This window comes from Staphylococcus nepalensis (assembly GCF_014635045.1).
Taxonomy (GTDB): domain Bacteria; phylum Bacillota; class Bacilli; order Staphylococcales; family Staphylococcaceae; genus Staphylococcus; species Staphylococcus nepalensis.
Genome location: NZ_BMCF01000006.1, coordinates 133034 through 146178, shown reverse-complemented (window position 1 = coordinate 146178; position 13145 = coordinate 133034). Strand labels below are relative to the sequence as shown.

Below are 13145 nucleotides of genomic sequence, written 5' to 3'. Positions count from 1 at the left end.
GTTTTATTCCCTCTTTAGCTGTAATGGCTAAAGGGGGTCTTTGTTTGCGAAAAAAGATGTATTTATTTTCAATTTATATATAAAGCTACGGCTCTATTTTTGATTATTGTAAGGCAGTATGTATGTGTTTAGATATCAATTGATATTGATTTGAAGTAGGTAGTTATAAAATAGTATATTTTAAGAAGTTAATGTCTCCGGCAATCAAAATGATAGGAGACAAACAAGAGATAGATTGAAACTTGGGTAGAATGCTAAAACAAACTCTTTTCTATAATGTAAATAGTCTTGAGATTTATAGTTATGCACTATATAAAATGAAAGTATTTATTTGAAACGTCCAACTATATGACGTAAAATTAATTACATGTTTGAATGAGTTGCTTTAAAGTGTAAATACAACAAAGTATTAATTGCACTTATTTATTGTGATTAAATTCATCCAAACAGCAATAGGGAGAACTTTGAAATCCTCATATCTCACAACAGTATGAGATATGTCAATATAAATTTATTCATACATCATTACGCGATCGATGTATTTATATGAATGTAAAAAAGCTCGGATAGGGTATGGATTTGAATTTAAATCACTTAAGTGATTATAGAGACAAGTCATTACCAATCCGGGCTTTATTTTTGTTGGTTTTACTTTAAACTTTAGATATTAAAAAAATGGGCACGTTCTTTAAACATTTAAATTTTATCGTATTCATCTTTAATATCACCAACAATATTTTCAAGAATGTTTTCCATCGTAATCATCCCTATAGTACGTTGCTTATCATCTAAAATGAGTGCTATGTGGATTTGATTAGCTTTCATTTGTTCTAATACATCATGATATTTGCTATTGTGGTTAAATTTTAAAATATGGCTTGTTATTTCTAAAAGTGAGCCTAAATTGTTAGTTAACAAATCTTTAGCATGAATATATCCGATAATATTATTTTTTGTATTTTCATAAACTGGGAATCTGGAATAGGAAGCTGATTGAACATATGATTTAATTTCATTGACGTCACTTTCAACATTGATTACAGCCATTTTTTCCCATGGGATATAACCATCTTTGATAAGCATTTCATCAAATGCAAAAGCACGATTAATATGTGTTAATTCATTTTCTGAAATTTCGCCACCTTCATGACTTTCTTTAATTAGCATTTTCAATTCTTCTTCTGAATGATATAACTCGCTTTCTTTTGAAGGCTGCATGCCAAATAGTTTTAATACGAACCTAGCTGACCCGTTAAGAATATAGATAAAAGGATAAAATAATTTATAAAACATAATAATTGGTTTGGCTATCATAAGTGTAATGTTTTCTGCTTTTTGTAGCGCTATCGTTTTTGGAGCCATTTCTCCTATAACCACATGTAAATACGTAGCTATCACAAAAGCGCTTATTAAAGTTAATATATGAATCATTGTTTCAGAAAGTCCAATACTACTAAAAAGTGGGTGCAGCAGAAATTCAAATGTTGATTCACCGACCATCCCGATACCTAAGGCCGTAATTGTAATCCCTAATTGACAAGCTGCTAGGTATTCATCTAAATGTGTAACAACTTTTTGTGCAGCTATGGCATTTTTGTTATTGTTGTTTGCTAAAGAATGAATCCGGGATGTGCGCACTTTAACAATGGCAAATTCTGTAGCCACAAAGAAAGCTGTTAGTGCTAGTAAAATAATAAAAGTAAGTAAACTAAAAAAGGTTCCCAAAAATTAATTAATTCCTCCGTTATTTTGAATTTAACCCAAAAAAGGGTTGAAGTAAAATTATATATAAAGTGTAAAGGTATTGCCACTAAAAAGGTGTGAAATTTAAGATTAATAATGTTTTGTCCATTTAATAAAATAGTTACATTTAAAAATGGGGGATTAAATTATTACACGCGCTTAAAACAATCTATAATAACACTTAAATGAACGGTCATTACTTAATATACAAAAAAGGATAGCTCGTTTTCAGAAATGTTTGTATTGAACATTTTGAATTTAACCATCCTTTTTTATAAGTATTTATATAAATAGAAATAATCAAATTGTCATGATTATTACAAAAGAATTTAATCAATCAATAACGTAGGTTGATTAAAAATCGTCGCTTGTAATACGTCCCAACCTATAGCTTATGAGGTAGCCTAACACAACCAAAATAATAGAAACACCCCATGTAACGGCACCGCTTGGCAAACCAGGGAAAACAGCATAAAGCGATCCGACTACAAAGCCAATAATAAGCGCATAAGTTAAGTAAGTATAATAATTTAAGAGATATTGAATCAGTTTACTTGAAAATAAGAAACCAAAAATAATACCCAAGCCTACTGTTAATAGAATAGGTATAGCGTTGAAGTTTAAAGACATAAATTCTGAAATTGAAAACATCACGGTACCATAAACGCCAAACACTAATAGCATAAAGGAACCTGAAATCCCAGGGAGTAACATAGCACTAGAAGCACAAACACCTGCAATAAAATATTTAATAATAAGACCAGTTGATAATTCAAGCGTTTCTCCTGCGTGTTTATCTCCATTGTTTAATAAGGTAATAACTACAATAATGACAATGCCTAGTAACATAATTAAGTAATGGGATATATTAAATGTTTCTTTGACTCTTGCGGTTTTAAGTAAATAGGGGATAATACCTGCGATTAATCCTACAAAAAAGAACATCGTCGGTACTGTGTGTTCACTTAAGAGATAGTTAATTACTTTACTCAATAAACCTATGGCGATTACCATACCAAGGCCGATTGGAATCAGAAATTGTAAACTTTTCCAAATTCTTTTTGAAAATATCCCACTAACAGATTGTATAAAATCATCATAGATACCTAGCAATAAAGCGATTGTACCGCCACTAACACCAGGCACTAAATCAGTAGTACCCATCGCAAATCCTTTCCAAAGATTTGACCATTTAAACTGTGACATATCAAAACCCTTTCTATCTAAAATATAATAAAAATAATAGCATAATTTTACGTAGAACTATATTAAAAACAAAAGTAAAGACGAATTAATGATTATAGAATACACTTTGAGAAAAATATCATTGTTGACGTAAAATTGAGTTGAGAACATCATATCTTATATTATCAGTTAATCGATATATAATAGCGTTATCAAAAATAATTGTGTTTTGATAACAATTTTAATTTAGCACTTGAAAAGGTTTATATTCCAAGACAATTACGTTATAATTAGATGATGTAACAAGGGATCAGTCTTTTGACTGTAGATTAAAATTATTATAAACTAGATAGGAAAAACATATCATATAATACGGAGGGAATATGTATGCCATCAACATTAGAAATTAAAGACCTACATGTGTCTATTGAAGATAAAGAGATTCTTAAAGGTGTTAATTTAACAATTAACACAGGAGAAATACATGCAGTAATGGGACCTAACGGTACAGGTAAATCAACGCTTTCATCTGCAATTATGGGACATCCAAGTTTTGAAGTAACACAAGGCGAAGTACTTTTAGATGGTGTTAACGTTTTAGAATTAGACGTTGACGATCGTGCAAAAGCAGGCCTTTTCCTAGCTATGCAATATCCATCAGAAATTACTGGCGTAACGAATGCTGACTTTATGCGTTCTGCTATTAATGCAAAACGTGAAGAAGGCGAAGAAATTAACTTAATGCAATTTATTAAAAAGTTAGATAAAGAAATGGACTTTTTAGATATTGATCAAGATATGGCGCAACGTTATTTAAATGAAGGTTTCTCAGGCGGGGAGAAAAAACGTAATGAAATTCTTCAGTTAATGATGTTAGAACCAAAATTTGCTATCTTAGACGAAATTGACTCTGGGCTTGATATTGATGCATTAAAAGTTGTATCAAAAGGTATTAACCAAATGCGTGGAGAAACATTTGGTTCATTAATTATTACTCACTATCAACGTCTATTAAATTACATTACACCAGATCACGTACACGTTATGTATGGCGGTAAAATTGTGACTTCAGGTGGCCCTGAATTAGCAAAACGTCTTGAAGAAGAAGGTTATGAATGGGTTAAAGAAGAGTTTAACGCGGCAGAATAAGTCTAAATTCATATAAAACATTAATATAGATGAATAGTTAGGTTTTGATTTATACCAATGAATTAAATCATACAATCATCAAATGGGAGGAAAAAAGTATGACGACTGAAACTTTAAACATTTCTGAAGCGCAACTTGTTGAATATTCACAAGCCCATAACGAACCTTCTTGGCTAACTGAATTACGTAAAGAAGCGTTGAAATTAACTGAAACTTTAGAAATGCCAAAACCAGATAAAACAAAAATTACTAGATGGGATTTCGATTCGTTTAAACAACATGAAACAACAGGTAATATTTATGAATCATTAGAGGAATTACCACATGAAGTTAGAGAGATTATTGATGTTGAAAACACTGAGAATTTAATTATTCAACATAATAATACATTAGCTTTTACAAAAGTTTCGGATTCAGCTCAAAATGACGGTGTTATTGTCGAAGGGCTATCAGAAGCTTTAGTAAATCATCCAGATTTAGTAAAAGCATATTTTATGAATGAAACTGTGACAGTTGATGAACATAGATTAACTGCATTACACACTGCACTCTTAAATGGTGGCGTATTTGTATATGTACCTAAAAATGTAGTAGTTGAACATCCAATACAATACGTAGTATTACACGATGATGAAAATACAAGTTTATTTAACCATGTTATCATTGCTGCAGAAGAAAGTGCTGAAGTGACTTATGTAGAAAACTATTTATCAATTGCTAGTGGAGAAGGTAACCAACTTAATATTGTTTCAGAAGTTACTGCTGGCGCTAATTCAAAAATCACATATGGTTCAGTGGATTATTTAGATAAAGGCTTTACTGGCCATATCATCCGTCGTGGCGTTACTGAAGCAGATGCAACAATTAATTGGGCGTTAGGTTTAATGAATGAAGGTAGCCAAGTTATTGATAATACAACTAATTTAATTGGTGACCGTTCTGAAAGTGAATTAAAATCAGTAGTTATTGGTACTGGCTCACAAAAAATTAACTTAACTTCTAAAATTGTTCAGTACGGCAAAGAAACAAATGGTTATATCTTAAAACATGGTGTCATGTTGGAAGGTGCACAAACGGTATTTAACGGTATTGGTTACATCAAACATGGTGGTACTAAATCAATGGCTAACCAAGAATCACGTGTGCTTATGTTATCTGAAAAAGCCCGCGGAGATGCTAACCCAATTCTACTAATCGATGAAGATGATGTGGAAGCAGGTCATGCTGCCTCAGTAGGCCGTGTGGATCCAGAGCAACTATACTACCTAATGAGTCGTGGTATTTCACGTCAAGAAGCCGAACGTTTAGTTATCCATGGTTTCTTAGACCCTGTTGTAAGAGAATTACCAATTGAAGATGTTCAACGTAAATTGCGTGAAGTAATTGAATTAAAAGTTAATAAATAATGAATGTTAAATAGGATCGAAACCACAGCAAACGCACATTAAGAGAACATGATCGGTCATTAATACAAATGACGTGTTACATGTACTGACTTAATTTGAGACGTACTGTTATTTTCTTAGTATTTGCTATGGTTTCATTATTGATTTTTAAATAAGAAAGGTCTGTGAATAATTTGACCGAATCACTAAATGTTAACGAAATTATAAAAGACTTCCCTATCCTTAACCAAGAAGTTAATAATAATCGCCTTGCTTATTTAGATACAACTGCAACCAGTCAAACACCAATTCAAGTGATTGACGTTATAGATGATTACTATAAACGTTACAACTCTAATGTCCACCGTGGTGTGCATACGCTTGGATCACTAGCAACAGATGGTTATGAAAATGCACGTGAAACAGTGAGACGTTTCATCAATGCTAAATATTTTGAAGAAATCATTTTCACACGCGGTACAACCGCCTCAATTAATATGATCGCACGTAGCTATGGAGATGCAAATATTAATGAAGGTGATGAAATTGTAGTCACTGAAATGGAACACCATGCTAATATTGTTCCATGGCAACAATTAGCTAAACGTAAGCAGGCATCTTTGAAATTCATTCCATTAACTGAAGATGGTGAACTAGCAATTGAAGATGTAAAAGCGACAATCAATGATAATACTAAAATAGTAGCAATTACGCATGTGTCAAATGTGCTTGGTACAATTAACGATATTAAGGCAATCGCTGAAATAGCGCATGAACACGGAGCAATCATTAGCGTGGATGGTGCGCAAGGTGCGCCACACATAGATTTAGATATGCAATCACTAGATGTTGATTTTTATAGTTTTAGTGGCCATAAAATGTTAGGGCCTACCGGCATTGGCGTATTGTATGGCAAACGCGCACTGCTGAATGAGATGGAACCAGTAGAATTTGGCGGAGATATGATAGATTTCGTTGAAAAATATGATGCTTCATGGGCAGATTTGCCAACTAAGTTTGAGGCAGGTACACCGTTAATTGCTCAAGCAATAGGCTTAGCAGAAGCGATTCGCTATATTCAAAATTTAGGCTTTGATGCGATACAAGCACATGAACATGAATTGACGGCGTATGCTTACGATAAAATGTCTGAAATTGAGGGTGTTGAAATATACGGCCCGCCTAAAGATAGACGCGCAGGTGTTATTACTTTCAACATGACTGATGTTCATGCGCATGATGTTGCAACTGCAGTAGATACTGAAGGTGTAGCAGTTAGAGCAGGCCATCATTGTGCACAACCACTGATGAGATGGTTAAATCAATCATCAACTGCACGTGCTAGTTTCTACATTTATAATACTAAAGAAGATATTGATCAGTTAGTTGAGTCCTTGAAGCAAACGAAGGAGTTTTTCTCATATGAATTTTAATAATTTAAATCAGTTGTATCGTTCAGTAATTATGGATCATTATAAAAATCCGAGAAACAAAGGAAATTTAGATAGTGGTGCTATGACAGTTGATATGAACAATCCGACTTGTGGGGATCGTATCCATCTTACGTTTGATATAGAAGATGGCTTCATTAAAGATGCGAAATTTGATGGTGAAGGTTGTTCAATTTCAATGTCTAGTGCTTCAATGATGACAGAAGCTGTTAAAGGGCATTCCTTGGCTGAAGCAATGCAAATGAGTCAAGAATTCACTAAAATGATGCTCGGCGAAGATTATGAAATTAGCGAAGAAATGGGAGATATTGAGGCGTTGCAAGGCGTTTCTCAATTCCCAGCTAGAATTAAGTGTGCTACTTTGGCATGGAAAGCTTTAGAAAAAGGCACAGTTGAAAAAGAAGGCAACACAGAAGATTAATCGATCTTGATACGTTGACATTGTGTAAATTTCCATTCACACTAGATATAACAACAAGATTATGATTGAACATGATTAAAGTATAAACGAGTTTGCCTTGAACGTGAGTCGTTTTAATATATAAAAGGAGTGATTTAAATGGCTAAAAAAGCACCTGATGTGGGAAATTATCAATATGGTTTCCATGACGAAGATGTTTCCATTTTTAGATCAGAACGCGGTTTAACAGAAAATATCGTCCGTGAGATTTCAAATATGAAAGAAGAGCCAGAATGGATGCTTAACTATAGATTGAAAGCATTAAAACAATTCTATAAAATGCCAATGCCACAATGGGGTGGAGATTTATCTGAATTGAATTTTGATGATATCACTTATTATGTTAAGCCTTCTGAGCAAACAGAGCGTTCATGGGATGAAGTTCCTGAAGAAATCAAACGTACATTTGATAAATTAGGTATCCCTGAAGCTGAACAAAAATACCTTGCTGGTGTTTCAGCTCAATATGAATCAGAAGTTGTTTATCACAACATGGAAAAAGAACTTGAAGATAAAGGTATCGTCTTTAAAGATACTGACAGTGCATTAAAAGAAAATGAAGAGCTATTTAGACAGTATTTCTCAACAGTTGTACCTGCTGCAGATAACAAATTCGCAGCATTAAATTCAGCTGTTTGGTCTGGTGGTTCATTCATTTATATACCAAAAAATATCAAATTAGATACGCCTTTACAAGCTTATTTCCGTATCAACTCTGAAAATATGGGGCAATTTGAACGTACATTAATCATTGCTGATGAAGGTGCTTCAGTTAACTATGTTGAAGGTTGTACAGCACCAGTATATACAACAAGTTCTTTACACTCAGCTGTAGTTGAAATTATCGTACACAAGGATGCGCATGTCCGTTACACTACAATTCAAAACTGGGCTAATAACGTATATAACTTAGTTACAAAACGTACATTAGTTCATGAAAACGGTAATATGGAATGGGTTGATGGTAACCTAGGCTCTAAACTAACAATGAAATATCCAAACTGTGTGCTTATTGGTGAAGGCGCTAAAGGTAGTACACTATCTATCGCATTTGCTGGTAAAGGACAAGTACAAGATGCTGGGGCGAAGATGATGCATAAAGCACCTAACACATCATCAACGATTGTATCTAAATCAATTTCTAAAGATGGCGGTAAAGTTATTTATCGTGGTATTGTTCACTTTGGCCGTAAAGCTAAAGGCGCGCGTTCTAATATCGAATGCGATACTTTAATCTTAGATAATGAATCTACTTCAGATACAATTCCTTATAACGAAGTATTTAATGACAATATTTCATTAGAACACGAAGCTAAAGTATCTAAAGTTTCTGAAGAACAATTATTCTATTTAATGAGTCGCGGTATTTCTGAAGAAGAAGCAACTGAAATGATTGTAATGGGCTTCATCGAACCATTTACAAAAGAGCTTCCAATGGAATACGCAGTAGAAATGAACCGTCTAATTAAATTCGAAATGGAAGGTTCTATCGGCTAATTTTAAATAGTTGCTAATGCAATCTATAATCAAATTTAAAAACACGAGTGATGCCATTTTGGTGCCGTATTTTTCGGTATAATCAAATGTACATCACTTCGTGTTTTTTTATATTGATAAGTATATAAAACGTTTTCAAAATTTTAAAATAGCGTTTATTTCATAAAAAATAAGGGAAATAATAAATATCGTTTAAATTTTTACATAATATATAAAGGGAGTTATGCTTATATGATTATAGCCATAATCATACTTTTATTTGCTTCATTTTTCTTTTCGGGAAGTGAAACCGCTTTAACTGCGGCGAATAGAATGAAAATACAAACTGAAGCAGAGAATGGAGATAAAAAATCTGCAAAATTATCAAAGTTACTTACAAAACCTAGTGAATTTATCACTACTATATTAATAGGAAATAACATTGCGAATATTATTCTGCCAACTTTAGTTACTGTTTTAGCCGTGAATATAGGTGTGAATGTCGGAGTTGCTACAGCAATTACGACTGTTGCCATTATCATCATTTCAGAAGTGATACCTAAGTCTATCGCTGCAACTTACCCAGATCGTATGTCTAGACTGGTTTATACCCCAATCTCATTTTTTGTCATAATATTTAAACCAATTACTAAATTATTAAACTGGTTAACTGATATGATCAATAGTCTGCTTTCAAAAGGGCAAGAAGATCAACAACGATTATCTAAAGAAGAAATAAGGCAGATGGTTACAATTGCGGGCAGTGAAGGTGCTTTTAACGAAATGGAACGTAACCGAATTCAAGGTGTCATGGATTTTGAACAATTAAAAATAACAAATATCGATACAACACCGCGTATCAATGTGACTGCATTTTCATCCGATATTTCGTATGAAGAAGCTTATGATACTGTGTTGACTAACCCATATACACGTTATCCTGTTTATGATGGTGATATAGATCATATTATAGGTATTTTTCACTCGAAATATTTGTTAGCATGGAGCAAAGCACAGTCTAATAATATTCTACAATACGCTTCTGAACCTTTATTTGTAAATGAACATAATAGGGCAGAGTGGGTGTTAAGGAAAATGACTGTTTCTCGTAAACATTTAGCCATTGTACTAGATGAATTTGGAGGCACCGATGCCATCGTCTCTCATGAAGATTTAATTGAAGAAATGCTCGGTATGGAGATCGAAGATGAGATGGATGAACAAGAAAAAGAAAAATTAGAAGCACAGATGCAAGCGTACAATAACAAACCATAAATTACAGGAAATAATTAATAAACTTAAAGTGCTATTTGAGATGTTGATTTTAAATAAAGGGGTGTTTGATATGCACTTTTCTTCAAAGGTTACAGAAGTATTAGGTATTAAGTTGCCAATCATCCAAGCAGGGATGGCAGGGAGCACGACACCAGAATTAGTAGCAACTGTGAGCAATAGCGGTGGCCTCGGTACGATTGGCGCAGGTTATTTTACTGCAAATAGATTAGATTCAGAAATAACATACGTTCAAGAATTAACGGATTTACCCTTTGCTGTCAATTTATTTGTACCCAGTGAGCAATTATATGTGCCAGAAAATGTAGAACATATGAACGCTTGGTTAAAACCTTATAGAAGAGCACTAAACCTTGAAGAACCAGTCATTGATATTAGTGAAGAGCAGCAATTTAATGAAGCGATTAATGTTGTAATTGAAAAAGGGATTCCAGTGGTTTCATTTACTTTTGGCATACCTAAGCAGAGCGTCATTGAAAAGTTGAAAGCGCGTCAAATCACGCTTGTAGGTACTGCGACGTCTGTTGAAGAAGCGATTGCTAATGAAAGTGCTGGTATGGATGCCGTTATCGCACAAGGTAGTGAAGCGGGTGGCCATAGAGGGTCATTCACTGTGACTTCTGGTGATCATACGCCGTTAATTGGCACAATGTCACTTATACCTCAGGTTGTCGATAATGTAAGTATTCCAGTGATAGCTGCAGGTGGAATTATGGATGGGCGTGGCATAGTTGCAAGTATGGTCTTAGGCGCTGAAGCTGTACAAATGGGTACGGCCTTTTTAACTTCAGAGGAAAGTGGCGCATCTACATTATATAAAAATGCGATACAACATAGTAAAGAAACAGATACCGTGATTACTAATGTTTTTACAGGCAAACCGGCTAGAGGTATAGATAATGAGTTCATACATAAAATGGATTATTATGACGATGACATTCCAGATTATCCTATTCAAAATCAATTGACGAATGGTATTCGTAAAGCTGCAGCTCAAAAGGGTAATGCACAATGGACACATTTGTGGAGCGGCCAAAGTCCTAGGTTGTCACAATTTGTATCAGCGTCTGTGCTGATTGACAATATTGTTAAAGAAACACGTAGTATTCTCAATAAATAATTAGCTTAAATATGATTGAATGCACAGTTGCTATTTCTAAAAAGTATAGCAACTGTTTTTATTTTTATATTGAAATAATCATGTTTTTTGAGATTTTATTACGCTTGCTAGAAATTGATTGAAACATTGGAGGAATAAATTTAATCTAGTGAATCTCTTAAAAGATCTATGGTATCATGTAACTGGTGATACTATGATAAATATTGGATTAACGGGTTGGGGTGACCATGATACTTTATATGAAGATTTGCAACGTAAATCAGATAAATTGATTACATATGCGAGCCATTTTCCTATCGTGGAATTAGATGCGTCTTATTATGCTATACAACCTGAAAGAAATATTAGAAAATGGATAAGAGAAACACCAGAAAGATTTGAATTCATTGTTAAAATTCATCAAGCGTTAACATTACATGCAGATTATCATGATTTTGCTGAAACGAGACAGACACTGTTTAATCAGTTTAAAGCGATGTTGGAACCGTTAAAATCAGAACATAAATTAGCAATGGTATTAGTACAATTTCCGCCTTGGTTTGATTGTACTGCACAAAACATCACATATATTCGTTATGTACGAGAACAGTTGAAAGATTTTCCAGTATGTGTGGAATTTAGGCATCAATCTTGGTTTAATCAAACATATAAAGAAGAAACTTTAGGTTTTTTAACAGACCATGACATTATTCATGCAGTATGCGATGAACCACAAGCTGGTCAAGGTTCCATACCACTAATTAATCGCATTACGAATGAAACAGCATTCGTTCGTTATCACGGTCGGAATATATATGGTTGGACTAAAAAAGATATGACAGATGAAGCGTGGAGAGATGTAAGATATCTATATGATTACAACAAGCAAGAACTTACAGATTTAGCGCAAAAAGTTAAACTATTAGAACAAAAAGCTAAAAATATTTACGTAGTGTTTAATAATAATTCTGGTGGTCATGCTGCTCAAAATGCAAAAACATACCAAAAGTTATTAGGTATTGATTATGAAGGCTTAGCACCACAACAATTAAAATTATTTTAGGAGCGATAAAACATGTTAACAATAATCATATTGATTTTAATTGGTGGTTTATCAGCCATCCTAGGATCTCTTGTTGGTATTGGCGGGGGCATCATTATCGTCCCTACATTAGTTTATTTAGGTGTAGAAAATGATCTATTACAAGGTATCACACCTCAAATTGCAATTGGTACATCTTCATTGATTTTGATTATTACAGGATTATCATCAACATTAGGCTATTTGAAAACAAAACAAGTAGACGTTAAAAATGGCTCAATCTTTTTATTCGGCTTATTACCAGGCTCATTAATTGGTTCTATACTAAGCCGTTTTTTAACATTAGATTCCTTTAATTTATACTTTGGTGTCTTCTTGATATTTGTAGCTGTTTTACTCATGATTAGAAATAATATAGAACCAATGAAGATGTTTAATAAACCTAAATATGAACGTACATATGTTGACGGTTATGGTCGAACATATCATTATAGCGTACCGCCAGTTTTAGCATTTATAGCAACACTATTTATCGGTATACTGACTGGTTTATTTGGTATCGGAGGGGGGGCGTTAATGACGCCATTAATGCTTATCGTTTTCAGATTTCCTCCCCATGTGGCGGTCGGTACAAGTATGATGATGATTTTCTTTTCAAGTGTGATGAGCTCTGTTGGTCACATTGCACAAGGACACGTAGCTTGGGTTTATTCGATTGTCTTAATTATCTCTAGTTATATCGGCGCTAAAATAGGCGTGAAAGTGAATCAATCTATAAAATCAAATACTGTCGTTATGTTACTAAGAACAGTTATGCTAATAATGGGACTATATTTAATCATAAAATCATTTTTATAAACTA

The 13145-nt window shown here is 33.5% G+C and carries 11 protein-coding genes; 9 read left to right on the top strand and 2 right to left on the bottom strand.

Going from position 1 to position 13145, the window contains the following annotated elements:
• Window positions 1-696 precede the first annotated feature (696 nt).
• Both IEU88_RS09925 and popT read right to left on the bottom strand, forming a co-directional pair.
• Complete coding sequence (locus tag IEU88_RS09925; RefSeq protein WP_096810606.1) at window positions 697-1725, bottom strand: hemolysin family protein; 1029 nt, start codon at window positions 1723-1725, stop codon at window positions 697-699.
• A gap of 372 nt (window positions 1726-2097) precedes the next feature.
• A complete protein-coding gene (popT, locus tag IEU88_RS09920; protein ID WP_107644244.1) occupies window positions 2098-2949 on the bottom strand; it encodes a polyprenyl-phosphate transporter PopT in 852 nt (283 codons plus the stop codon).
• A gap of 366 nt (window positions 2950-3315) precedes the next feature.
• Here popT and sufC point away from each other — a divergent pair, with 366 nt between their 5' ends.
• The 9 genes from sufC to IEU88_RS09875 all read left to right on the top strand — a co-directional run bounded on the left by sufC (window position 3316) and on the right by IEU88_RS09875 (window position 13141).
• Window positions 3316-4077 carry a Fe-S cluster assembly ATPase SufC gene (gene sufC, locus IEU88_RS09915; RefSeq protein ID WP_096810604.1) on the top strand — a complete coding sequence of 254 codons (762 nt, stop codon included), beginning with the start codon at window positions 3316-3318 and terminating at the stop codon, window positions 4075-4077.
• Between the two features lie 98 nt (window positions 4078-4175).
• Window positions 4176-5483, top strand: a complete 1308-nt coding sequence (gene sufD / locus IEU88_RS09910) for a Fe-S cluster assembly protein SufD (protein WP_096810603.1) — start codon at window positions 4176-4178, stop codon at window positions 5481-5483.
• A gap of 173 nt (window positions 5484-5656) precedes the next feature.
• Window positions 5657-6895, top strand: a complete 1239-nt coding sequence (locus IEU88_RS09905) for a cysteine desulfurase (RefSeq protein WP_242692894.1) — start codon at window positions 5657-5659, stop codon at window positions 6893-6895.
• The gene (gene sufU, locus IEU88_RS09900; protein WP_096810601.1) at window positions 6885-7334 is read left to right on the top strand and encodes a Fe-S cluster assembly sulfur transfer protein SufU; all 450 of its coding nucleotides are present in this window, start codon (window positions 6885-6887) and stop codon (window positions 7332-7334) included. The genes IEU88_RS09905 and sufU overlap by 11 nt, the downstream gene beginning before the upstream one ends.
• A 138-nt stretch (window positions 7335-7472) precedes the next feature.
• A complete protein-coding gene (sufB, locus tag IEU88_RS09895; RefSeq protein WP_096810600.1) occupies window positions 7473-8870 on the top strand; it encodes a Fe-S cluster assembly protein SufB in 1398 nt (465 codons plus the stop codon).
• A gap of 231 nt (window positions 8871-9101) precedes the next feature.
• On the top strand, window positions 9102-10124 hold the full coding sequence (locus IEU88_RS09890) for a hemolysin family protein (protein WP_096810543.1): 1023 nt from the start codon (window positions 9102-9104) through the stop codon (window positions 10122-10124).
• 70 nt (window positions 10125-10194) lie between these two features.
• Entirely contained in the window at window positions 10195-11262 is a 1068-nt protein-coding gene (locus tag IEU88_RS09885; protein WP_103373723.1) for an NAD(P)H-dependent flavin oxidoreductase, read from the top strand.
• A gap of 193 nt (window positions 11263-11455) precedes the next feature.
• Window positions 11456-12304: a DUF72 domain-containing protein gene (locus IEU88_RS09880; protein WP_103373724.1), complete on the top strand. Its 849-nt coding sequence runs from the start codon at window positions 11456-11458 to the stop codon at window positions 12302-12304.
• 12 nt (window positions 12305-12316) lie between these two features.
• Complete coding sequence (locus IEU88_RS09875; RefSeq protein ID WP_096810541.1) at window positions 12317-13141, top strand: sulfite exporter TauE/SafE family protein; 825 nt, start codon at window positions 12317-12319, stop codon at window positions 13139-13141.
• Window positions 13142-13145: the final 4 nt, after the last annotated feature.